General features: G+C 72.0%; 21 protein-coding genes and 1 pseudogene. 13 read left to right on the forward strand and 9 right to left on the reverse strand.

Translation table 11 applies throughout. The annotated features are described in order from the left end of the window. Positions 1-98: 98 nt before the first annotated feature. Both ACWCSV_RS32720 and ACWCSV_RS32725 read right to left on the reverse strand, forming a co-directional pair. A complete protein-coding gene (locus ACWCSV_RS32720; RefSeq protein WP_451148554.1) occupies positions 99-557 on the reverse strand; it encodes a peroxiredoxin in 459 nt (152 codons plus the stop codon). A 153-nt stretch (positions 558-710) separates the two neighbouring features. Then, positions 711-1148: a DUF3052 domain-containing protein gene (locus ACWCSV_RS32725; RefSeq protein WP_451015322.1), complete on the reverse strand. Its 438-nt coding sequence runs from the start codon at positions 1146-1148 to the stop codon at positions 711-713. Between the two features lie 513 nt (positions 1149-1661). Here ACWCSV_RS32725 and aceE point away from each other — a divergent pair. Beyond that, entirely contained in the window at positions 1662-4394 is a 2733-nt protein-coding gene (aceE, locus tag ACWCSV_RS32730; protein WP_451148556.1) for a pyruvate dehydrogenase (acetyl-transferring), homodimeric type, read from the forward strand. 167 nt (positions 4395-4561) lie between these two features. Here the strand turns inward: aceE and ACWCSV_RS32735 are convergent, their stop codons facing one another. From ACWCSV_RS32735 to ACWCSV_RS32750, 4 genes are all read right to left on the reverse strand, one after another. Continuing rightward, a complete protein-coding gene (locus ACWCSV_RS32735) occupies positions 4562-5917 on the reverse strand; it encodes an ABC transporter substrate-binding protein (RefSeq protein WP_451148558.1) in 1356 nt (451 codons plus the stop codon). 103 nt (positions 5918-6020) lie between these two features. Beyond that, positions 6021-6701 carry a GntR family transcriptional regulator gene (locus tag ACWCSV_RS32740; RefSeq protein ID WP_451148560.1) on the reverse strand — a complete coding sequence of 227 codons (681 nt, stop codon included), beginning with the start codon at positions 6699-6701 and terminating at the stop codon, positions 6021-6023. Between the two features lie 278 nt (positions 6702-6979). Continuing rightward, positions 6980-7477, reverse strand: a complete 498-nt coding sequence (locus ACWCSV_RS32745) for a peptidase inhibitor family I36 protein (RefSeq protein ID WP_451148562.1) — start codon at positions 7475-7477, stop codon at positions 6980-6982. A gap of 208 nt (positions 7478-7685) precedes the next feature. Next, positions 7686-9296, reverse strand: coding sequence for an MFS transporter (locus ACWCSV_RS32750; RefSeq protein WP_451148564.1), 1611 nt, complete (start codon positions 9294-9296; stop codon positions 7686-7688). Between the two features lie 213 nt (positions 9297-9509). On the opposite strand from ACWCSV_RS32750, the pseudogene ACWCSV_RS32755 reads away from it, so the two are divergent. The 7 genes and pseudogenes from ACWCSV_RS32755 to ACWCSV_RS32785 form a co-directional block, all read left to right on the forward strand. Beyond that, positions 9510-10148 (forward strand): annotated as a pseudogene (locus ACWCSV_RS32755) (TetR family transcriptional regulator); the annotation flags it as partial. A gap of 404 nt (positions 10149-10552) precedes the next feature. Then, entirely contained in the window at positions 10553-11764 is a 1212-nt protein-coding gene (locus ACWCSV_RS32760) for an alpha/beta hydrolase (protein ID WP_451148566.1), read from the forward strand. 85 nt (positions 11765-11849) lie between these two features. Further along, entirely contained in the window at positions 11850-12800 is a 951-nt protein-coding gene (locus ACWCSV_RS32765) for a DUF4429 domain-containing protein (protein WP_451148568.1), read from the forward strand. Between the two features lie 145 nt (positions 12801-12945). Then, the gene (locus ACWCSV_RS32770; protein ID WP_451148570.1) at positions 12946-14418 is read left to right on the forward strand and encodes a histidine kinase; all 1473 of its coding nucleotides are present in this window, start codon (positions 12946-12948) and stop codon (positions 14416-14418) included. Then, the gene (locus tag ACWCSV_RS32775; RefSeq protein WP_451148572.1) at positions 14415-15095 is read left to right on the forward strand and encodes a response regulator; all 681 of its coding nucleotides are present in this window, start codon (positions 14415-14417) and stop codon (positions 15093-15095) included. The genes ACWCSV_RS32770 and ACWCSV_RS32775 overlap by 4 nt, the downstream gene beginning before the upstream one ends. Before the next feature lie 90 nt (positions 15096-15185). Next, positions 15186-15722 carry a hypothetical protein gene (locus ACWCSV_RS32780; protein ID WP_451148574.1) on the forward strand — a complete coding sequence of 179 codons (537 nt, stop codon included), beginning with the start codon at positions 15186-15188 and terminating at the stop codon, positions 15720-15722. Further along, positions 15719-15967: a hypothetical protein gene (locus ACWCSV_RS32785; RefSeq protein WP_451148576.1), complete on the forward strand. Its 249-nt coding sequence runs from the start codon at positions 15719-15721 to the stop codon at positions 15965-15967. Before ACWCSV_RS32780 ends, ACWCSV_RS32785 begins: the two co-directional genes overlap by 4 nt. 112 nt (positions 15968-16079) lie before the next feature. Here the strand turns inward: ACWCSV_RS32785 and ACWCSV_RS32790 are convergent, their stop codons facing one another. Continuing rightward, entirely contained in the window at positions 16080-16322 is a 243-nt protein-coding gene (locus ACWCSV_RS32790; RefSeq protein ID WP_451148578.1) for a hypothetical protein, read from the reverse strand. A 197-nt stretch (positions 16323-16519) separates the two neighbouring features. Here ACWCSV_RS32790 and cpt point away from each other — a divergent pair, with 197 nt between their 5' ends. The 3 genes from cpt (at position 16520) to ACWCSV_RS32805 (ending at position 19573) form a co-directional block, all read left to right on the forward strand. Continuing rightward, positions 16520-17122, forward strand: coding sequence for a chloramphenicol phosphotransferase CPT (gene cpt / locus ACWCSV_RS32795; RefSeq protein ID WP_451148580.1), 603 nt, complete (start codon positions 16520-16522; stop codon positions 17120-17122). Positions 17123-17282: 160 nt separating this feature from the next. After that, the gene (locus ACWCSV_RS32800) at positions 17283-18362 is read left to right on the forward strand and encodes an alpha/beta hydrolase (protein ID WP_451148582.1); all 1080 of its coding nucleotides are present in this window, start codon (positions 17283-17285) and stop codon (positions 18360-18362) included. Then, positions 18359-19573: an acyltransferase family protein gene (locus ACWCSV_RS32805; protein ID WP_451148584.1), complete on the forward strand. Its 1215-nt coding sequence runs from the start codon at positions 18359-18361 to the stop codon at positions 19571-19573. Before ACWCSV_RS32800 ends, ACWCSV_RS32805 begins: the two co-directional genes overlap by 4 nt. A gap of 91 nt (positions 19574-19664) precedes the next feature. Here the strand turns inward: ACWCSV_RS32805 and ACWCSV_RS32810 are convergent, their stop codons facing one another. After that, positions 19665-20681 (reverse strand): aldo/keto reductase, encoded by a 1017-nt coding sequence (locus tag ACWCSV_RS32810; protein ID WP_451148586.1) that lies wholly within the window; start codon positions 20679-20681, stop codon positions 19665-19667. After that, positions 20681-21127, reverse strand: a complete 447-nt coding sequence (locus tag ACWCSV_RS32815) for a MerR family transcriptional regulator (RefSeq protein ID WP_451148588.1) — start codon at positions 21125-21127, stop codon at positions 20681-20683. Before ACWCSV_RS32815 ends, ACWCSV_RS32810 begins: the two co-directional genes overlap by 1 nt. Before the next feature lie 204 nt (positions 21128-21331). Here ACWCSV_RS32815 and ACWCSV_RS32820 point away from each other — a divergent pair, with 204 nt between their 5' ends. Both ACWCSV_RS32820 and ACWCSV_RS32825 read left to right on the forward strand, forming a co-directional pair. Beyond that, on the forward strand, positions 21332-22180 hold the full coding sequence (locus ACWCSV_RS32820; protein ID WP_451148590.1) for a DUF4118 domain-containing protein: 849 nt from the start codon (positions 21332-21334) through the stop codon (positions 22178-22180). Between the two features lie 2 nt (positions 22181-22182). Further along, the gene (locus tag ACWCSV_RS32825) at positions 22183-22998 is read left to right on the forward strand and encodes a serine hydrolase domain-containing protein (RefSeq protein ID WP_451148592.1); all 816 of its coding nucleotides are present in this window, start codon (positions 22183-22185) and stop codon (positions 22996-22998) included. Positions 22999-23018: the final 20 nt, after the last annotated feature.

Genomic DNA, 23018 nt, shown 5'->3' on the forward strand with positions numbered 1-23018 from the left:
GGCGATGGGAGTGCTCTCGGAGGGGAACGTCCGGGTGTCGCTGCCGGCGGGCACCGCAGCATCCCCGGAGCCCGGCCGCACCGCCCTCCGGCAGGGGCTCAGAGGGCTTCGAGCGCCTTGACGTACTCCTTCAGGTCCCGCGCGTCCGGCAGGCCGTTGACGACGCTCCAGCGCACCACGCCCTCCTTGTCGATGATGAAGGTGCCACGCACCGCGCAGCCCTTCTCCTCGTCGAAGACGCCGTACGCGCGCGAGACCTCGCCGTGCGGCCAGAAGTCGGAGAGCAGCGGGTACTCCAGGCCCTCCTGCTCGGCGAAGACCCGCAGGGTGTGGATGGAGTCGTTGGAGACGGCGAGGAGCTGGGTGTCGGCGTTCTCGAAGCGGGGCAGCTCGTCGCGGAGCGCGCAGAGCTCGCCGGTGCACACGCCGGTGAAGGCGAACGGGTAGAAGAGCAGTACGACGTTCTTCTCGCCGCGGAACTCGGACAGCGTGACCGTCCGGCCGTGGTTGTCCTTGAGTTCGAACGCGGGGGCCTGGGAGCCGACCTCGATCGCCATGGGGGTGTCCCTTCGCTTGCGTCGCCGCCCCCGGGCCGGTCCGCCGGGAGCCGTGGCCCAGCCTACGCAGCGCCCGCGCCGGACGTACGAAGGCCCCCGGCGGCGCGATGCCGTCGGAGGCCTTCGGGTACTACGGGGTGGTGCGGGAGGAGCTCAGCGCTTGGCCTTGGCCACCTTGGGCGTGACCAGGCGGCTGCCCGTCCAGTCCTTGCCCGCGCTGATGCTCTTGGTCTGGGAGAGACCGGCGGTCTGAGCGGCATCGCTGATGTCGCTGGGTTCGACGTATCCGTCACGGCCGGTCTTCGGCGTCATCAGCCAGACCGTACCGCCGTCCTCGATCAGGCCGATGGCATCCACCAGCGCGTCCGTAAGGTCGCCGTCCTCGTCACGGAACCACAGCACGACGACGTCTGCGACGTCGTCGTAGTCCTCGTCGACGAGTTCCCCACCGATGGTGGCCTCAATACCCTCACGGAGCTCCAGCTCGACGTCGTCGTCGTAGCCGATCTCCTGGACCACCTGACCGGGTTCGAACCCCAGCCGTTCAGCCAGGTTGGTCCGCTCCTCCGCGTGGTCCGCGGTCGCGCTCACGGGTTGCCTCCTGATCATGTTTCGGAAAATGCTTCAGCCACGCGCGTACGCGCGGCGCTGGCCGTAGTCCACACGGGCTCGGCGAATCGCGCAAGTACCCGGCGCCCCAGACCGCCTAAACGGTGACGTTCCCTGCCACGTCGCCGCAACTTCCGGCCGGTCCGCGCCGGGGTGCCGAGAGCACCGGTCCGTATACGTCCTTCCTCAGCTTATGCCGTTTCGCTCCGGCATTCGCCGCCGTACAGCGTTTGGGAACGCTTGGACGGCTTGGGCGTATGGTTGCGATTTGGTAGGACGCCCTTGTTCCGCCTTACGGCTACTGCCCCGGACGGGTGTCCGGTAACCCGCTGGTTACCGTGCGGTAGAGGTGACGTACGGGTCCCGGCGGTACACGATGGAAGGTGGCGATTCCGCGGACGTCGGAGACGCCGCGAGGTTGCGCGCCCCGACGGATCGGCCTCGCAGCAGACCTGCAGCAGACCCCGTAGCAGCACCGAACAGCGAAGGAACAGTGTGGCTTCCGGATCCGATCGCAACCCGATCATCATTGGCGGCCTTCCCAGCCAGGTCCCGGATTTCGATCCCGAGGAGACCCAGGAATGGCTGGACTCGCTCGACGCCGCCGTGGACGAGCGCGGCCATGAGCGGGCCCGCTATCTGATGCTCCGCCTCATCGAACGGGCACGCGAGAAGCGTGTGGCCGTTCCGGAGATGCGCAGTACCGACTACGTCAACACGATCGCCACGAAGGACGAGCCCTTCTTCCCCGGCGACGAGGAGATCGAGCGCAAGGTTCTCAACGCGACCCGCTGGAACGCCGCCGTGATGGTCTCGCGGGCCCAGCGTCCCGGGATCGGTGTCGGTGGTCACATCGCCACGTTCGCCTCCTCCGCCTCGCTCTACGACGTGGGCTTCAACCACTTCTTCCGGGGCAAGGACGAGGGCGACGGCGGCGACCAGATCTTCTTCCAGGGGCACGCCTCGCCGGGCATCTACGCCCGCGCGTTCCTGCTGGACCGGCTGAGCGAGGCGCAGCTCGACGCGTTCCGCCAGGAGAAGTCGAAGGCGCCGAACGGGCTCTCGAGCTACCCGCACCCCCGGCTCATGCCGGACTTCTGGGAGTTCCCGACGGTGTCGATGGGGCTCGGTCCGCTCGGCGCGATCTACCAGGCGCGGATGAACCGCTACCTGGAGGCGCGCGGCATCGCAGACACCTCGAAGTCGCACGTCTGGGCGTATCTCGGCGACGGCGAGATGGACGAGCCGGAGTCGCTCGGCCAGCTGTCCATCGCCGCCCGCGAGGGCCTGGACAACCTCACCTTCGTCGTCAACTGCAACCTCCAGCGGCTCGACGGCCCGGTGCGCGGCAACGGCAAGATCATCCAGGAGCTGGAGTCGCAGTTCCGGGGTGCCGGCTGGAACGTGATCAAGCTGGTCTGGGACCGCACCTGGGACCCGCTGCTCGCGCAGGACCGCACGGGCATCCTGGTCAACAAGCTGAACACCACGCCGGACGGCCAGTTCCAGACGTACGCCACCGAGACGGGCGCGTACATCCGCGAGCACTTCTTCGGTGGCGACCAGCGGCTGCGGGACATGGTCAAGGACATGTCCGACGAGCAGATCCTGCACCTGGGGCGCGGCGGGCACGACCACAAGAAGGTCTACGCGGCGTACGCGGCGGCCAAGGCGCACCAGGGCCAGCCGACGGTGATCCTGGCGCAGACGGTCAAGGGCTGGACGCTGGGGCCGAACTTCGAGGGCCGCAACGCGACCCACCAGATGAAGAAGCTCACCGTCGAGGACCTGAAGAGGTTCCGCGACCGGCTGCACATCCCGATCACGGACAAGCGGCTGGACGAGGGGTACCCGCCCTACTACCACCCGGGCCGGGACTCCGAGGAGATCCAGTACATGCACGACCGGCGGGAGAGCCTGGGCGGTTACGTGCCGACCCGGGTGGTCCGCGCGAAGCCACTGCCGCTGCCGGAGGAGAAGACCTACGCGGCTGCGAAGAAGGGTTCGGGGCAGCAGTCGATCGCCACCACGATGGCGTTCGTCCGCATCCTGAAGGACCTCATGCGGGACAAGGAGATCGGCAGGCGCTTCGTGCTGATCGCGCCCGACGAGTACCGCACCTTCGGCATGGACGCGTTCTTCCCGAGCGCGAAGATCTACAACCCGCTGGGGCAGCAGTACGAGGCGGTGGACCGCGAACTCCTGCTCGCCTACAAGGAGTCGCCGACCGGGCAGATGCTGCACGACGGCATCTCCGAGGCGGGCTGCACGGCCTCGCTGATCGCGGCGGGTTCGTCCTACGCCACGCACGGCGAGCCGCTGATCCCGGTGTACGTCTTCTACTCGATGTTCGGGTTCCAGCGCACCGGTGACCAGTTCTGGCAGATGGCCGACCAGCTCGCGCGCGGTTTCGTTCTGGGTGCGACCGCCGGGCGTACGACCCTGACCGGCGAGGGGCTCCAGCACGCGGACGGCCACTCGCAGCTGCTCGCCTCGACCAACCCGGCGTGCGTGGCCTACGACCCGGCGTACGGGTTCGAGATCGCGCACATCGTCAGGGACGGGCTGCGCCGGATGTACGGCGAGAACAGCGAGGACGTCTTCTACTACCTCACCGTCTACAACGAGCCGATCCAGCACCCGGCCGAGCCCGCAGACGTGGACGTGGAGGGCATCCTGGCGGGTGTCCACCGTTTCCGGCGCGGTGAGCAGGGGCAGATCCCGGCGCAGATCCTGGCGTCCGGTGTGGCGGTCCCGTGGGCACTGGAGGCGCAGCGCGTCCTCGCCGAGGAGTGGAACGTCCGGGCCGACGTCTGGTCGGCGACCAGCTGGAACGAGCTGCGCCGCGATGCCGTGGAGACGGAGCGGTACAACCTGCTCCACCCGGAGGAGGAGCAGCGCGTCCCGTACGTGACGCGGAAGCTCTCCGGGTCCGAAGGGCCGTTCGTGGCGGTTTCGGACTGGATGCGTTCGGTTCCGGACCAGATCTCCCGCTGGGTGCCCGGCGCGTACCAGTCGCTGGGCGCGGACGGTTTCGGTTTCGCGGACACCCGCGGAGCCGCCCGCCGGTTCTTCCACATCGACGCGCAGTCGATCGTGCTGGCGGTCCTCACGGAACTGGCCAAGGAGGGGCGGATCGACCGCTCGGCGCTGAAGACGGCGGTCGACCGGTACGAGCTGCTGGACGTGGCGGCTGCCGACCCGGGTGCGGCGGGCGGCGACGCCTGAGACGGGGGGCCCCGACTCACTCCGCCGGCCGGTCCCGGGTACGCCCGGGGCCGGCCGGCGGTTTTCGCGGGGGTCAGGCCCGCGGGTCCTTCTGTGGGCGCGTTGCCCGGACGGCGGCTGCTCGGACGGCGGGCTGCTCGGACGGCGGCTGCTCAGACGGCGGCTGCTCAGACGGCGGGCTGCTGTTCCTTCCACTCCGCCTGGGCGTCGTTCAGCTCACCGGCCATCTTGTCGAGGAACGCCTTGGCCGAGGTCCGGCCGAGCAGGACCTTCTGCAGCTCGGGCTCGTTGTCGGCCTTGCTGATGCCGTTCCAGTCCGGCAGGTAGTACGGCAGCTGCACGGTGACGGTCGAGCCGTCGGTGAGCGCCTCGGCCGCGAGGGCGGTGGGCTCGGCGCGGGAGACCCAGGGGTCCTTGGCGGCCTCGTTGTTGGCCGGGATCAGGCCCGCCTGCTCGTTGAACTTCGAGTTGGCCGCGTGGGAGGCGGCGTACTCGATGAACTTCCACGCGGCGGCCTTGTGTTCGGAGCTCTTGAAGAGGCCGAGTCCGTCGACGGGGTTGGAGACCTGGACCCGCTTGCCGCCCGCGCCGATCGGCTGCGGGATGCCCCGGAACTTGTCCGTGCCGAGGGCGGTCACATGGTCCTGGTACGAGCCGAGGTTGTGGTTGACCATGCCGATGGTGCCGGAGTCGTACTGGGCGACCATCTTGATGAAGTCGTTGTTGAGGTCGGCGGAGGGCGTGACCTTCTTGTAGAGGCCGGCGTACTTCTCCAGGGCGGCGACGTTCCGGGGGTCGTTGAGGGTGGTCTTCTCGTTCTTCGCGTCCCAGAAGGACGTGATGCCGGACTGCCCGTACATGGCGTCCATGGCCTGCGCGATGGAGCCGGCGCCGCCGCGGATGGTGTAGCCGAAACGATTCTTCTTGGGGTCGCTCAGCTTCTCGGCCGCTTTGTAGAAGTCGTCCCAGGTCGTCGGCGCGGCCAGACCGGCCTTCTTGAAGAGGTCGGTGCGGTAGTAGAGAACCCCGTTGTTGGCGGAGATCGGGACGTTGTAGGTGTGCTTCTCGGAGCCACCCGCCGCCTTCATCGCCTCGACCATGCCCGGGTTGAGCCTGCCGTCGAGCGAGGATTCCGCGCTCCGGTCCTCCAGGGGCTCCAGCGAGCCCTGGGCGGCGAGCCCGGCGAGCATCGCGGCACCGACGCCTCCGACGTCCGGCAGTCCGCCGCCCTGGATGGCGTTGTCGTACTTGGTCTGGATCTCGGTGGCCGCCACCCCGACGTACTGGACCTCGATGCCCGGGTTCTCCTTCTCGAAGTCGGCGATGACCGCCTTCCATATGTCGGTGCGCACACCGCCGTTGTTGTCCCAGAAGACGATCTTCCCCTTGCCGTCGCCCTCGGCACCCCCGCCCCCGGCGAACCCGCTGCCGTCGTCACCGCAGCCGGTGACGGTCAGGGCGAGGACCGCCGTGAGGGACATCGCCGCCGCCGCGCGCGCCCGGTGCGTCTTCGAGATCTTCATCGTCGGCTCCACTCTCTCGGTACTTCAGTAGCGGTGTGGCTCGGCATGCAGAAAAGGCAGAAAAGGCAGAAAAGGCAGGAAGAACAGGGAGGCAGGAGGGGGGTCAGCCCGTGGTCACGGGGCTCGGGGCGGTGTGCGCCCCGGCGGGTTCACCGGCCGGGAAGGCGCGGCGGACGAAGGACGCGATGTGGTCGTGGAGGGCGGCGGCGGCCCCGGCCGCGTCGGCGGCGAGCGCGAGCCGCAGGATCTCCCGGTGCTCGGCCGCCTCTCGCTCCCAGGACGGGTTGCTCGCCCACGCCACGGTGGAGACGAGCGCCGCCTGGTCGCGGACCTCGTCGAGCATCCGGCCCAGCAGCGGGTTGCCGCAGGAGAGGTAGAGGGCGCGGTGGAAGTCCCGGTTGGCCAGCGAGCGTTCGGCCTTGTCGGGCGCCGAGTCGGCGCGTTCCAGGGCCTCTTGGGCCGCGTCCAGGGAGGCCCGGCAGGTGATCGTCCGGCGCAGCGCCTCCGGCTCCAGGAGCAGCCGTACGTCGTAGACCTCGCGCGCCATTCCGGCGTCCACGAGCCGGACGGTGGCACCCTTGTACTGGCTCATCACGACGAGCCCGGTACCGGCGAGTGTCTTCAGGGCTTCGCGTACCGGCGTCTTCGACACCCCGAACTGTGCGGCGAGTTCGGTTTCGACGAGCGCCTGCCCCGGCCGCAGCCGGGCCGTCAGGATCGCGTGTTTGATCGCTTCCAGCACGAACTGCGTTCTGGACGGGATCGGGGTGGGCGCAAACGTCATGAAGGGCTCTCGCATCTCGCGTATCGCGTCTCATATATGACGTACGAAGTACGACGCGATGAAGCTAGATGTACCCCGAAGATTTCGTCAACGCATCTGACAGAACAACTTCGCAGAGCTACCGGGCCCATGGGCTGATCACCGGCGTCCTCCGGCGGCGTCCGCGCTCCGTGGTGACCGTGTGTCACGTGTGGGCTCCGGAGGGCGGAGGCCTCGCACGCCTCCGCCCTCCGGCCGGTCACCGGGTCAGCGGGTCGGCCGTCGGCCGCCCCGCGCGGTCAGTTCTCCCAGATCTTGAACGCCCGTACCTGGTACGGGGAGCGCGGGACCCAGGTGCCCGGTCCGGGGTAGGTCTCGAACTCCCCTGTCTCACCGCATTCGGCCGACTGGTAGAGGGTGATGTTGCGGCCGGTGCGGTTGGCGAAGGACTGCGCGTCGCTTCCGGCCGGCAGCGGGACGCAGCTCTCGATGTCGACTGCGGACAGGTCCCGGGTCAGCCGCCCGCCGGTGAAGTCCGGCTTCTTCCAGAGGCAGAGCTGGCCGGCCGCGCACTCCCCGAGACGGACCCCCGACGCACGGCCGGGCGCGGCCGCGGCGGCCCCGGCGGTGCTGGTGGCAGTCCCGGCGGTGCTGGTGGCAGTCCCGGCGGTGCTGGTGGTCGTGACGGTGGTGTACGTACCCGCGGACGCGGTGGGCGTGGCGGCCGGAGCTACGGCCGAGGCGGCGGGAACGAGAGCGGTGGCGGCCAGGACGGCCGCGATGACGGTCTTGCGCATGGTGGATCAACCCCGTGGTCGTGCGGTTCTCTTGGCCTGACCTTGACCTGCCGCAACCTGCCCGGGGAAGGGGTTCGCGGCGGGACCACCCGGATAGGTGGTGTCCTGCCGTGATCCGCCGGACACCACCTGCGCGACAGCCCCGCCGGTTCGGACCGGCGGGGCTGTGCGGACGCGGGTCGACGCGGTTGCGCCGGGGCGGGAGGGGTCAGATGTGGCCGACTCCGGCACCGGCCTCGGCGTTGTCGCCGCGCTTGGTGAAGAGGGCCACCACCGCGGCGACCACGGCGACACAGCCGGCCACCACGAACGCGGTGCTCATACCTGACACGAAAGTGTCATGCGCGACCGCGGTGATCTTCGCGGCGATCTCCGGCGGGGTGTTCGGGGCGATGGGCGGCATGCCGACCTCGATGGCCGAGGACGCCTGCGAGAGCTGCTCCCCGGACGTCTTGGGAAGACCGGCGTCCGCCCAGTTGCCCGGCAGCAGGGAGTCGACCCGGGCGGCCATCACGGCGCCGAGGACGGCCGTGCCGAGGCTGCCGCCGACCTGCATGCCCGCCTGCTGGAGGCCACCGGCGACGCCGGACAGCTCCATCGGGGCGTTGCCGACGATGACCTCGGTGGCGCCGACCATGACGGGGGCGAGCCCGAGGCCCAGCAGCGCGAACCAGATCGACATGGTCAGCGTGCCCGTACCGATGGTCAGCTGCGACATGCCGAAGCAGGCGACGGCGGTGCACACCATGCCGCCGACCAGCGGGACCCGTGGACCGAACTTGGTGATCAGGGCGCCGGCGAGCGGCGAGGCGACGATCATCATGGCGGTCAGCGGGAGCAGGTGGAGACCGCTGTCGACCGGGCTCATGCCGTGCACGTTCTGGAGGTAGAACGTGACGAAGAACAGGCCGCCCATGAAGGCGAAGGCCATCAGCACCATCAGGATCGCGCCCGCCGACAGCGGGACGGACCTGAACATCGCGAGCGGGATCAGCGGCTCGCGGACGCGCGTCTGGACGAGCGCGAAGGCCACGAAGAGGACGACCGCCGCGACGAGGAAGCCGATCGTCTTGACGTCGCCCCAGCCCCACGCGGCACCCTTGATGAGCGCCCAGATGAGACTGAACATCGCCAGCGAGAGCAGGACGATGCCGCCGATGTCGAAGGAGCGGGGCGCGTTCTCGGCGCGGTGGTCCTTGAGGATCAGCACGCCGAGCACGAGGGCGATCACACCGACCGGCACGTTGATGAAGAAGACGGACTGCCAGCTGACGTGCTCGACGAGCACGCCGCCGAGGATCGGGCCGCCCGCGGTGGAGGCGCCGATGACCATGCCCCAGATACCGATGGCCATGTTGAGCTTCTCGGCGGGGAAGGTGGCACGCAGCAGGCCGAGCGCCGCGGGCATCAGCAGGGCGCCGAACAGGCCCTGGAGCACCCGGAAGACGATCACGAACGTGACGCTGGAGGAGAGACCGATGGCCCCGGACGCCGCGGCGAAGCCGACGACGCCGATGAGGAACGTCTGGCGGTGGCCGAAGCGGTCACCGAGCTTGCCCGCGGTGATCAGCGAGACCGCGAGCGCCAGCATGTAGCCGTTCGTGATCCACTGGACGTCCGCGAGGGAGGCGTTGAGGTCCTTCTGGATGGCGGGGTTGGCGATGGCGACGATCGTGCCGTCGAGCGCGACCATCATCACGCCGATGGCGACGGCGAACAGCGTCAGCCAGGGATGGCCACGAAGTCCCTTGGTGGGCGCGGGAACTGATATGTCCGCGGGCTCCCGCGAAGCCTTCTCGACGGAGGTCTGACTAGTCATGTCCGGCAGAATAGTGACAGCGACTGACAGTTGACCAACCAATTCGCCAACCGGTAACTGTCGGGTGGCTCACAGTGGAGCCGGTACGGGCGGGCGACGGGAGAGGGACAGCACGTGACAGAAGGTCCGGCGAGGCGCCGACGGGTCGGGGCGCCGCGCGAGAACGCGCAGGCCACGGTGGTGGAGCGCGAACAGCGCAGCAGGGCGGCGGGGTTGTTCCGGCGCCCTGAGTGCGCGGTCGGGTTGCGCGAGCGCAAGAAGCAGCGCACCCGGGACGCGCTGCTCCACGCCGCGCTCGAACTCTTCACCACCCAGGGGTACGAACGGACCACGGTGGACGGGATCGTGGAGGCGGTCAAGGTCTCCCAGCGCACGTTCTTCCGGTACTTCGCGAGCAAGGAGGACGTCGTCTTCGCCACCCAGGACCTGGTGGAGGCGCGTTTCCTGGCGGAGTTGCGGCAGCGTCCGGCCCAGGAGCCGCCGCTCGAAGCGATGCGGCAGGCCGTGTTCCACGCCTGGGACGCGCTGGAGCGCTCCGATCCGCCCGAGGCCACGGTGGAGCTGCACGTACGGACGTTCCGGATGATCGAGTCCCAGCCGACGCTGCTGGCGACGCACATGCGCCGGTGCATCGCCATGGAGGAGGAGGTCGCCGCGGTGATCGCCGGACGGGAGGGCCTGGACGTGGACGCCGACCCGCGCCCCCGGGTGGCGGTCGCCGCGTTCTCCGGGACGATGCGGGTCACCGGGCAGCTGTGGGGCCGCTCCGGCGACGGCACCCTGGCCTCGCTGCGCGCCCTGGCCGAACGCCACCTGGACCTGCTCGGCCCGACGCTCGCCGCCGGCTGGCGCGTGCCCGGTCCGGGGGACGGCAGCGCGCCCCGGACCCGGCCCGCCACCCCCGTACCCCCACCGCCGCCGCTCACGGCCCCGGCGCCCCTCGTGGCCGTCGGTGCCGTCGCTTCGGGGCGGTCCCGGCGGGGCGGGGCGTGAGCGGTCGGTAACGCGGGCCTACCCGCCGGACGGCTGCCGGGCGGAACCCACCCGGCGCGCCGTCCCTCGCGCACCGCTGGGGCGCGCCACCCCCGCGCGCCGATCCGGCACACCACCCGGGCGCACCACCCCGGCGCCCGATCCACGCTGCGCGCCCTCCGTGACTACGGAACGTAAGAAAATCGGTCTACAAACCCCTCCCCCGGGTGAGGTATGTCACCCGGACTCCGCTGCCCGGCACCCGTCTCCTAGGGTGTCCCGCAGTGAATCCCTCCTTCGACACCTCCCCCACTCTGACCGCATGGCGCGCGCTGCTCGCCATAGCCGTCGTGTTCGTGATGCTGGCGACCACCGGGTGGACCGCCGTACGCCATCAGCCCTCCGACGAGCCACGCGAGCGCGCGTTGGCCGCCTGGACGCATGCCCGGGCGAGAGGCCGGCCCGTTCCCGCGCTGGACGCGCCGGTCTCGGTGATCGCGCGCTTCTTCGCCTCGCTGTCCGCCGCGGACCAGCTCTCGCTGGCCGATCACCACTCGCTCGTGGTCGGCAACCTCAACGGAGTCCCGGTCGCTCTGCGTTACCACGCGAACCGGCACGCGCTGCGCGACGCCGAGGCGGTGGAGCAGCGCCGGACACACGATCCCGGGCTCTCCTTCGACGGGCGGACCGAGGCGCGGCTGCGGCTGGAGCGCTTCCGCGCGATGCTCTCCGGCGACCGGCAGATCCTCTCCTTCGACCCCTCGGGGCGGGGCCGCGCGGCCGAGGTCTTCGGCGATCTCGACCGGGCCCGGCGGGTCTCCGTCGTGGTCCCGGGCGTGGACACCCAGCTGACCACGCTGGAGCGGGAGAACCGCCCGTACAGCGCACCGGTCGGCATGGCGAAGTCCCTGTACGCCGCGGAGCGGGACGCCCGGCCCGACGCGCGTACGGCGGTCATCGCCTGGGCCGACTACACCGCCCCGGCCGGGATCGGCATGGACGCCGTCCTCGGCGGGCTCGCCACCCAGGGCGCGCTGCGGCTGAACGCGCTGGTGGCCGCCCTGCCGGGGAAGGCCACCGTCTCGCTGGTCTGCCACAGCTACGGTTCCGTGGTGTGCGGGGTCGCGGCGCACCGTCTGCCGTCCCGGGTCACCGACATCGCCGTGGCCGGGAGTCCCGGGATGCGGTCCGCGAGCGCGGCGGCGCTGGGCACGCGGGCCCGGGTGTGGGCGATGCGCGACGAGGACGACTGGATCGCGGACGTGCCCAACCTGGAGGTCGGCGGGCTGGGGCACGGTGCCGATCCGGTGGACCCGGAGTTCGGGGCGCGGATCGTCTCGGCGGGCGAAGCGGTGGGCCACAGCGGTTACTTCGAGCCGGGTACGGAGAGTCTGCGCAACTTCGCCGCGATCGGAGTCGGCTCATATACGACGGTCGGCTGCGCATCGACCGATCGCGCCTGTCTCAGCGGTATTTCCGGTGGAACAGATGTCTGACGCGCGTAGATCATGCGGAAGCTCGGTGAATCGGGGCTGACGCGAAGGGGCGACGTACGAGCGAGGGCCGCATACGATGAGGCACATGGGTGATGTGCTGGCCGGAATTCATGCCACCTGGGAGTTCGACACCGACTCCGTGCTCATCCGCTTCGAACGGGGCATCCGTACGCCGAAGCTCTTCCAGAGCCTGCGGGAGCGACGCATTCCGTATGCGGCGCTGTCGGCGGTCGGTCTGTCTCCGGGCAAGCGGGGCACGGTGGTTCTGCACGCCTCGCCGAGACCGGGGGCCGACCCTCTGATGGAGGCGGCGGCCGGGCAGTTGAAGGAGGGCTGCGATCCGTACCGCCTGGTCCTGCCCGCCGACCGGGAGACCCTCGCCGAGTACTACCGGGACGAGATGCGGGCCCTGCTGGGCCCCGGGGCCGGGGAGCCGGCGGACCGCTTCCTGGTCGCGGCGCCCCAGGGGCCGCTGCAGTTCAAGGCGTACGACGGGCGGGCCAGCTTCGACGGGGAGCGGGTCTCCTTCCGCTGGTCGTGGACGGGTGCGTCCAGCGCGAAGTGGCGGGCGGGCGACCAGACGTTCCCGGTGGAGCGGGTGACCGGGGTGGAGTGGCGTTCCCCGGAGGCCTTCGAGGGGTATCTGCGGCTGCTGACGCGTCCGTCCGACGCGTCCGCTGCCGTCACCGCGCAACCGGGCGTCCTCTCCACCAGCTGCGCCGTGACCGGCGAGGTGCCCGGCGGCGCGGCCCCGGAGCGGCCCACGCAGGCGGACCAGGACCCGGCGGCCGTGCTCTTCGGCCTGGGGTACGGCCCGGTCCACGAGTCGTTGCCGTTCGCGGCGGCGGTCCTGGAGTCGGCGCGCCGCAGGCCCTCCGTCCCCGTACCGACCTCGCTGGTGCCGGTCGGCGCGGTGCGGAGCGATCCGGCGGACATCGCGGAGCGCATCCGTCACCTGGGCGAGCTGCATCAGGCGGGGCTGGTGACGGACGTGGAGTTCAGCGCCAAGAAGGCGGAGCTGCTGGCGGAGTTGTAGCGGGGGAGGCTCGGAGCAGGGTCAGGCCCCGCCCCACCCGGGAGGGCGGCGCTCAACCCCGTACCCCGGTATGACACGGCCCGCCGCACTCCGACACCCCGGTATGACGCCTGCGGGGCGGTCGGCTGCCTACGCTGGCCGGGCCATGTCCGAGACCCCTGATTCCCCCGAGTCCCCCCGCTCCCCCGGGTCCGTGCCCCCGGCACCGCCCGCCGGAAAGCCGCCGACCGGGAAGCCACCCGCCCAGGGACCGCGTGCCGAGGGACCACGTGCCGGGGGGCCGTCGCGCGCGGCCCGCGACCGGCTGCGCGCGCTCGTCGACCGGCTGTCGGCGCCCTCGCATCCGGTCACCCCGCTGCTGGCGGACGCGCCGAGGCGCTGGCAGCGGATGATCCCGTACGCGGCCGTGCTCGCCCTGACGGCGGCGCTGCTGCCGGTCACCATCAACGTGCTGGCCCACGACCGGGGGCTGCCGGGCGCGCTGGCCGCCACCCTCGCGGTGGCCCAGACACTCCCTCTGCTGCTCCTCGCCCACCGGCCCCTCCAGGTCTGGTGGGTCACCTTCCTCGCCTCGGTCGCCGGAGCGCTGGCGCTGCTGGCCGAGCCCCCGGGCCCGTACACCGTCTGGCCGTGGCCGCCGACCGTCATCGTCGGCCAGCTCTTCGTGCTGCTCGCGCTGGGGCTGCGGGAGACCCGCCGGACCCTGGTGGCGGTGTGGCTGGCGACGGGCGCGGCGGGTCTGGTGCTGTACGCGCTGGCGCCGGACCGGGGGAACGCGAGTGCGCTGCTGCTCTTCGTGCTCGGCGCGGTGGTGCTGATGGCCGGAGCGGCCGTACGGGAACGGGGCGTTGCGCAGCGGCGGCTGGTCGAGCAGGAGACCATCAGCGCGGAGGAGCGGGCCCGGCGCACACTGCTGGAGGAACGCGCCCGGATCGCCCGGGAGTTGCACGACGTGGTCGCGCACCACATGTCCGTGATCACCGTGCAGGCGGACTCCGCCCCGTACCGGGTGGCCGGGCTCTCGGAGGAGACCCGGGAGGAGTTCGCCTCGATCGCGGCGAGCGCCCGGGAGTCGCTGGCGGAGATGCGGCGGCTACTCACGGTGCTGCGCGGCGACGGTACGTCGGGCGAGCGGGCCCCGCAGCCCGGTCTGGACCGGCTGCAGCAGTTGGTGGAGGCGACCGTACGCACGGGCCTGCCGGTGGAGTTGGCGCTGGCGGCGGAGCTGGGCGAGGTGCCGCCGGCCGTGGACCTGTCCGCGTACCGGATCGTGCAGGAGGCGCTCGCCAACGTGGTGCGGCACGCGCCGGGCGCCCCGACCCGGGTGTCCGTACGGGCCGATGGCGGGCATCTGACCGTGCTGGTGGTCAACTCCGCTTCCCCGAGACCCGGTTCCCCACTGGAGACGTCCGGGACGGGGCACGGTCTGGTCGGGATGCGGGAGCGGGTGCGGCTGACCGGCGGCACACTGGACACCGGCCCGCTGCCGGACGGCGGGTTCCGGGTCGCGGCCCGGCTTCCGCTCGGGCCGACCGCCCCCGGTGACGTACCGCCTTCCCCGCCCGCGCCCCCTGCCGTACCCGCCGACCCGCCCACCGCTCCGGAGGACTCCCCGTGACCATCCGCGTGATCATCGTCGACGACCAGGCCATGGTGCGGGCAGGGTTCGCGGCCCTGCTGTCGGCGCAGAGCGACATCGACGTGGTGGGCGAGGCGCCGGACGGCCGCCAGGGCATCGAGGTCAGCCGCAACCGGCTTCCCGACGTGGTCCTGATGGACGTGAGGATGCCCGAGATGGACGGACTCGCGGCCGCCCGGGCCCTGTTGGACCCGCCGATCGGCGTGGTGCACCGCCCGAAGGTGCTGATGCTCACCACGTTCGACGTGGACGACTACGTGTACGAGGCGCTGCGCGCCGGGGCGTCCGGGTTCCTCCTGAAGGACGCGCCCCCGGCCGACCTGATCGCGGCGGTACGGGTGGTGGCGGCGGGCGACGCGCTGCTCGCGCCGTCCGTGACCCGGCGGCTGATCGCGGACTTCGCCGCCCAGCGCCCGTCCGGAGCCTCCCGCAGCGGCCAGGCGCTCCGGCTGAACGGGCTGACGCCCCGGGAGACCGAGGTCCTGGAGCTGATCGCGCGCGGGCTCTCCAACCAGGAGATCGCGGGCCGGCTGGTGCTCGCCGAGCAGACCGTGAAGACCCACATCGGACGGGTCCTCGCCAAGCTGGACCTGCGGGACCGCGCGCAGGCCGTGATCTTCGCGTACGAGTCGGGGCTGGTGACGCCGGGGAGTTGAGGCGGGCCGCGCGGGGGCGTTGCGTGAGGTGCCCCGCGTACACTTCCGGTCGCGCGGCGATGGCCGGGCGTACACGGCGGGGAGGCGGACATGGCCGGGAAGTCGGCAGCCGAGTGGTGGGAGCTGCTTCCGGCGGGGGTCCGCGAAGAGGTCGACGGATACGTTCTGCGGGACTCCTCGATGCGGGCGGTCCGCGCCGTCCGGCAGTCCGGTCGCGCCCAGGGACTCGGGCTCAACGAGGCCCAGGTCGTGGTAACCGCGCGTTTCCAGCACTACGGCGACCGGGTCGCCCGCACTCCCGACAGCCCGCTCGATCTGGACTCCCTGACCGCCCTGGCCACCGGATACGACGGACGTATCGTGGCGATCGAGGCCCTGTGGGACGGCGACACCGTCCACGACTGGTTCGTGGAACTCCGGGCCATCACCACCGACCCCTCCGGTGACCACGGGCTGGCCACCATCCACCGTGCAGCGGCGGTACGGCTCCTCGGAGAGGGACACGCCCAGCCCTCGGCAGCCGCCGCGGAACGGTTCGGCGGAGCCTTGGCCGCACACCTCTCCGTACCTTTTCACTTCGCGAGCCCGCACGTCCCGGACGACCAGGCCCCGCGCTGGTCCCCGTGACGAGCACCGATGACCCGCGTCCCACCCACCTACCCGGGTACGGGAGCGACGCGCTCACCCACCCCACCGGCCTCCTCGACGACGCCCTCTTCCGGCTGGGACACCTGCGCTCCTGTCCGGTGCACCGGAGGACCCGTGACGGCATCCGGGTCGACGACGGTGCGTACTCCTGCCGCAGCCCCGCCGACCCCTCCGCGCTGCCGCCCGACCGGATGGCCCGGGTGTCGGCAGCGCCGGAGCCCTGAGGCGACAGGCGGGCCGCCGCGCACCGTCCACGGGCCCGAGCGGCGTCGGACGGGGCGAGTCATGGGGCGGAGCGGCGTCGGCCCGGAGAGCCGTGGACGGGTGACGCCGGGCTCAGGGCGTATGGAGTTCGCATTCCTGGGCCGTGCTGTGGTCGCAGCGGCTCGGCGGTACCAGGGAGGCCAGGCCCCACAGCCCCAGCGCCAGGGCGCCCAGGACGACGACGGCGGCGCCGGTCCGGAGGGCGACGGCCCCCTTGGTCCGGCCGTCCAGGCACTTCACGGCCAGGTACAGGGCCGCCGGTATCCATATCAGCATGGCGGACATGACCAGGACGAACCATCCGTGGAAGCTCACCTCCGGACGATGCCCCCTCCGGTGCACCCCGAAGCCCGGCGACGGCAGGGAAACACGCCCCTCCGGCCCCTCCTGGACCACCCTCCGCAGGGCTCTCTCCGTGCGCACCCCTGCCCCCGGCGGGGGCCTCGGGTCCGGCCGTCGGAGCCGCCGGAAAATACCGTGGACGCCGCGCCGATCCCCTCTACGGTGGCCTGATGACGACTCAGGTGATCGTGTTGAACGGCGGCTCCAGCTCCGGCAAGTCCGGGATCGTGCGGTGTCTCCAGGCGGTGCTGGCGGAGCCGTGGCTCGCCGCCGCCATCGACACCCTGGTGGACTCGATGCCCGCGTCGCTCCAGACGTCCGACGGCGGGATCGAGTTCACCGCGGACGGCGGAGTGAACGTGGGTGCGGAGTTCCGGCGGCTGGAGGCGGCCTGGATGGAGGGGGTCGCCGCGACGGCGCGCGCGGGCGCCCGAATGATCGTGGACGACGTCTTCCTCGGGGGCGCGGAGTCCCAGGCGCACTGGCAGAAGGCCCTGGTGGGGCTGGACGTGCTCTGGGTCGGGGTCCGGTGTGCGAGCGAGGTCGCCTCGGGGCGGGAGATCGCGCGCGGTGACCGTACCCGCGGGATGGCGGCGGCACAGGCGGAGTCGGTGCACGAGGGGGTGGTCTACGACCTGGAGGTGGACACCACGCGTACGGAGTCGCTGGAGTGCGCCCGGACCATCGCCGCCCGCGCGGAACGGCCGGTCGCCGCCCGCACCGAACAGCCCCGGGCCCAACAGCCCCTCGCCACGCGCGCGGAACGGTCCTGACACCCGTACCGCTCTGATCCCGAACGCCCCTGCCCCCGTACACCCCCTACCCCGGTAGCACCTCGCATTTGGCTCTCCGGTGTGACGCCCGCCGTGGTGTCCCCTTCCTACCTTCTGCTCCGTCGCACCGTCCGGGGCGACGGAGCGGAAGGAGGGGCTGATGCGTCGGTACGCGAGGACCCTGGTGGCGGTCGCGCTGGCGGCCACCGTGGCGGCGGGGACCGCCGGCTGGGCGTCGGGGAGTGGGCAGCGGGCCGTGAGCGGGCCGCCGCCGGGAAGCGCGTCCTGGCGCGCCGACGAGGTGCGGGGGCACGCGCTGCCGGACCCCGCGAGCGCCACCCCCGTCCAAGTTGCCGCATTCTTCGCCGCGTTGAGTCCCGCGCAGCGCCAGGCGCTGGTGGTGCGGCACCCGTCCGTCGTCGGCAACCTCGACGGCGTACCGCTGGAGCTGCGCTACCGGGCCAACTCCCTCTCCCTCAAGGCGAGTACCGATCCCCGGTACCGGCTGCTCGCCGGACAGGGGCGCCGGATCCTCGCGTTCGACCCGCGCGGCCGCGGTCTGGTGGCCGAGGTGTTCGGCGATCTGCGGGCGGCCCGGCACGTGGCGGTCGTGGTGCCCGGGTCGGACATCGACGCGGGGACGTACGACCGGGACAGCGATCCGTACGGCGCTCCGGCCGGGATGGCCCGGTCGCTCCGGGACGCGACGGGGCCGGACACCGCCGTGATCGCCTGGGCCGGGTACACCACCCCGGTCGGGGTCGGGTGGGACGCGGCGACCGGGGAGCTGGCGGAGGCCGGGGCGGACCGGCTGGCCCGGTTCACGGACGGGCTGGCGGCGGACGGCCTTCCGGCGCCCGCCGTGTTCTGCCACAGCTACGGCTCGGTGGTCTGCGGGCTGGCCGCGCACCGGCTGCACGTCGGCGACCTGGTGGTGCTCGGCTCCCCCGGGATGCGCGCCGAAAGTGTCGCCGCACTCGGCACCTCCGCCCGGGTGTGGGCGGCGAAGGACCCCACCGACTGGATCGACGACGTGCCGAACGTCGAGTTCGCGGGGGTCGGCCACGGCACCGACCCGACCGACCCGGGGTTCGGCGCCCGCCGGGTGCCGGCCCGGCGGGCCGTGGGCCACACCGGCTACTTCGCCCCCGGGACCGACTCGCTCACCGCCTTCGCCGCGATCGCCGCGGGCGACTTCGCCGGGGCCGGCTCCGCCACCGCGGAGGGGGTGCTCCGATGAGTCCCGCCACGCTCGCCGCCCGGATCGAGTCCCGTACCCCCGCCCACCGCGACCGCGCGATCGACGGGATGCGCGCTCTCGCGCTGCTCGCCGTGCCGACCGGGCACTGGCTGCTCGGCGGGTTCACCCGGGACGGAGACGGCGCCCTGCACAACGCGAGCCCGCTCTCCACGTTCGGGGCGCTCGCCCCGGCGAGCTGGGTGCTCCAGATGCTCGGGGTGTTCTTCCTGGTCGGCGGGTACGTCTCCGCCCTCTCCTACCGTCGCCGCGGGTCCACCGTCCGCGCCTGGCTGGGCGGGCGGCTGGCCCGGCTGGGCCGTCCCGTGCTCGGGGTGACCGCCGTGTGGGCGGTGCTCGCGCCGGTGGCGCATCTGCTCGGAGTGCCGTGGACCACCCTGCGGACCGGGGCGACGCTGGTGGTCCAGCCGCTCTGGTTCGTCGGGGTCTACCTGGTGGTCACCGCGCTGACGCCGGTCTGCGTGCGGTTCGCGGAACGGCTCGGCGGGTGGGCCGCCGCGCCGCTGCTGGGGGCGGTCGCCGTGGTGGACTTCCTGCGGTACGGGCCGTACGCGGACGCCGTGCCGTCCTGGCTGAGCCTGCTGAACATCCTGCCGGGCTGGCTCTTCGCGTACCAGCTCGGCGCGAGCTGGGGCGTGGGCCGGATCGGGCGGCGCGGTGCGCGGTTCCTGCTGGTGGGCGGCACGGTGCTGTTCGCCGCGCTGCTGCTGGTCTGGCACTACCCCGCGTCGATGGTCGGCGTACCGGGTGTGGCGCGCACCAACTCGCATCCGCCGTCGCTGCTGGTCCTGGCGCTGGCCGCCGCGCAGAGCGGCGCGGCGATCCTGCTGCGCGACCGGATCGGCCGGCTGCTGCGCCGCCCCGCGCTCTGGGCGCCGGTCGTCGTCGTCAACCTGTCGGCGATGACGATCCTCTGCTGGCACCAGACCGCGCTGCTGGCCGCCGCCGTCCCGGCGTCCCTCATGGGAGGCGGGGCCGTACCAGGCCTGACCACCGCTCCCGACACCGTCGGCTGGATCGTGGCGCGGGTGCTCTGGCTGCCGGTGTGCGCGGCCCTGCTGGTGCTGATCGCCCGCCTCACCCGCCGCTTCGAGGCCCCGTGGCGCCGGGGCACGCGCACCACCCGGGTGCGCAACGCCCTGGTGGGGGTGCTCGCGGCGGGGTTCGCGGTGTTCGCGCTGGGGCTTGCGTGAGGCGGGCGGGGCGGGCGCCCGTATGCCGCTCGTACGCACGCGGTACGGGCGCCCGTACCGCGTGCGTACGAGCGCCCGTGACGTGCGGGGACTACTTCTCCCGGGCCGTCGCCGTGTTGCTCATGTCCGGGTAGCGGTCGCCCGCCACCTTGCCGGCGATCGGCTCCAGCTCGGCCAGCTCCTCGGGGGTGAGGACGATCCGGGCCGCGCCGACGTTCTCCAGCAGCCGGGTGGGCTTGCGGGTGCCGGGGATCGGCACGACGGTGAGGCCGTGCACCTGGGCGCGCTGGTGCACCCAGGCGAGCGCCACCTGCGCGGGGGTCGCCCCGTGCGCCTCGGCGATCCGGCGGACCGGCTCCAGCAGGGCCGCGTTGTTCTTCGCGTTGTCGCCGGTGAAGCGGGGCTGGTACTGCCGGAAGTCGTCCTTGCCGAGGTCCTTCCCGGCGTCCGCGAACGCGCCGGTCAGGAAGCCGCGGCCGAGCGGCGAGTACGGCACCAGCGTGACGCCCAGTTCGGCCGCCGCCGGTACGGCGCTGTGCTCCACGTCCCGGCTGAAGAGCGACCACTCCGACTGGAGCGCGGCGATCGGGTGCACCGCGTGCGCCTCGCGCAGCTCAGGCCCGGTCACCTCGCTCAGCCCGAGCTGCTTGACCTTGCCCTCCTTGATCAGTTCCGCCATCGCGCCGACCGACTCGGCGAACGGGACCCGCGGGTCGCGGCGGTGCATGTAGTAGAGGTCGATCACGTCGGTGCCGAGGCGGCGCAGGCTCGCCTCCACCGCCTGCCTGATGTAGGCGGCGTCGTTGCGTACGCCCCGGTAGGCCGGGTCGTCGGTCCGCTCGATGGCGAACTTGGTGGCCAGCGTGATCCGGTCCCGGTTGGTCCCGACGAACGAGGCGAGGAACTCCTCGTTGGCGCCGCGTCCGTAGATGTCGGCGGTGTCGAAGAGGGTGACGCCCGCGTCCAGAGCGGTGTGCAGGGTGTCGTGGGCGGCCATCTCGTCGGTCTCGCCGTAGAACTCGCTCATGCCCATGCAGCCGAGTCCCTGCACGCCGATCTGCGGTCCGTCCACCCCGAGCTGCACGGTGGGAAGAGTGTTCTCCGTCATCAGCCACACGGCCTTTCCGGCGCCTGTCGGGCGCTCGCATAGAAGTCGATCTTGTAATCGAGGACGGTGAGGGTGTCGTGGAGCTCCGCGATCCGCGCCCGTACGTCGCGGCGGGTCGCCTCCAGCAGCCCCTGCCTCTGGTCGAAGGTGTGCTCGCCCTCGCGCAGCAGTTCCGCGTACCGGACCATGTCGGCCACCGCCATCCCGGTCAGCCGGAGCTTGCCGACGAAGGCCAGCCAGTCGAGGTCCTTGTCGGTGAACCGCCGCTGGCCGGTCTGCGACCGGTCGACGTGCGGCATCAGGCCGATCCGCTCGTACCAGCGCAGGGTGTGCGCGGTGAGCCCGGTGCGGGCCGCCACCTCGCTGATCGTGTACCGGACCGTCCGGCCCGGCGGGGAGACCTGCTGGGGTACGGGCCGTACCGGCGTGCTCTGCGTCACCGTCATGGCCTCCACGTTAGAACGTTGGAGTGCACTCGAAGCAAGTGGAACCCGCGGGTGACATCCGGCGGACCCCCGCTGCGCCGCCGTATCAATGCCGCGTCAGCGCTGTATCAGTGATCCGTCAAGTTCCCCGCGGGCGGACGCCGCCCCCGCCGTGCGGGGCCGAAGCTGGGTCCACAGGTTCCTTCGAGTTCTGCGAGGCATGTCATGAGGTCCGGCCTGCGGGACGTGGTCGCCGTGCTGTCCGGGGTACTGGCCCCGCTGCTCCTGGCGCTGGTCCTGATCCCCATCCGTACCGGTATCACGAACACGAACGCGGCGCTGCTCCTCGTCGTCGTGGTCGGGGCCGTGGCGGCGCTCGGGAACCGCCTCGCGGGTGCCGTCGCCGCGCTGTCGTCCGCCGCGTGGTTCGACTTCTTCCACGCCGAGCCGTTCGAGAGCTTCGACATCAACGACGGGGCCGACATCGAGACGGCCGTGCTGCTCCTGGTCGTCGGGCTGGTCGTGTCGCAACTGGCCGCCCGGACCCTGGTCCTGCGGCGGTTCGCCTTCACGGAGGCCTCCCACCTGGACCGGCTGCACCGTACGACGGGGCTGGTCAGGACCGGTGCCTCCGCCGAGGACGTGATGGACCGCGTCCGGCAGGAGCTGGTGGACGTCCTGGAGCTGAGCGGGTGCCGCTTCGAGTACGGTGCCGAGCCCGCAGGCGAGCGCGATGTCGCCCACGGCCTCGCGCACGGTCTCACGCACGACTTCGCGCACGACTTCACGCACACGGAGCCCGTCGGGCAGCCGGCGGTCCTCGCCCCGGACGGGAGCGTGCGGGTGCCGGGCTGGATCTGGGACGTGGACCGGCAGGGCTGGCCGGACGGTGAGATCGAGCTCCGGGTCACGGTGCTCGACCGCTGCCTGGGGCGGTTCGTGCTGACGCCCCCGCCCGGTGCCGTACCCCCGCCCCTGGAGGCACGCCTCGTCGCCGTCGACCTGGCCGCCCAGGCCGCCGTGGCGCTGCCGACCCCGCTCCGGGAGACGGGTCCGCTGCCTCTACCCTCGTAACCATGCAGAGCCTGGCGTTGATCGAGAACTGGCCCGTCCCCACCGCGGCAGCCGCCGTCGTACGCGCGGACGGCACCGTCCTCGGTACGCGCGGCGACACCGCGCACCGCTTCCCCCTCGCCTCCGTGACGAAGCCGCTGGCGGCGTACGCGGCGCTCGTGGCGTACGAGGAAGGCGCCGTGGAGCTGGACGAGCCGGCCGGCCCGGAGGGCTCGACGGTCCGCCACCTGCTCGCCCACACCAGCGGCCTCGCCTTCGACGAGCACCGGGTGACGGCCCCGGCCGGTACCCGGCGGCTCTACTCCAACGCGGGCTTCGAGGTCCTCGGCGAGCACATCGCGAAGGCGTCCGGCATCCCCTTCGCCGACTACGCCCGCGAGGCCGTCCTCGAACCGCTGGGGATGGCCTCGACCACCCTCGACGGCTCGCCCGCCAAGGACGGCGTCTCGACCGTGGACGACCTGGTCCGCTTCGTCGCCGAGGTGCAGGCGCCCCGGCTGCTGGACCCGCGCACGGTGCTGGAGGCGCAGACCGTCGTGCACCCGGGGCTGAAGGGCGTACTCCCCGGGTACGGCCACCAGAACCCCAACGACTGGGGCCTCGGCTTCGAGATCCGCGACTCCAAGTCCCCGCACTGGACCGGCGCCACCTCGTCCCCGGCGACCTTCGGCCACTTCGGCCAGTCCGGCACGTTCCTCTGGATCGACCCGGCCGCGGGCGTCGCGTGCGTCGCCCTGACCGACCGCGCCTTCGGCCCGTGGGCCGCCGAGGTGTGGCCGCCGTTCACCGACGCGGTGCTGGCCGAGGTGGGCCGGTAGGGAGCCGGAACCGGCCGGTC

It is taken from the genome of Streptomyces sp. NPDC001770, from assembly GCF_053596135.1.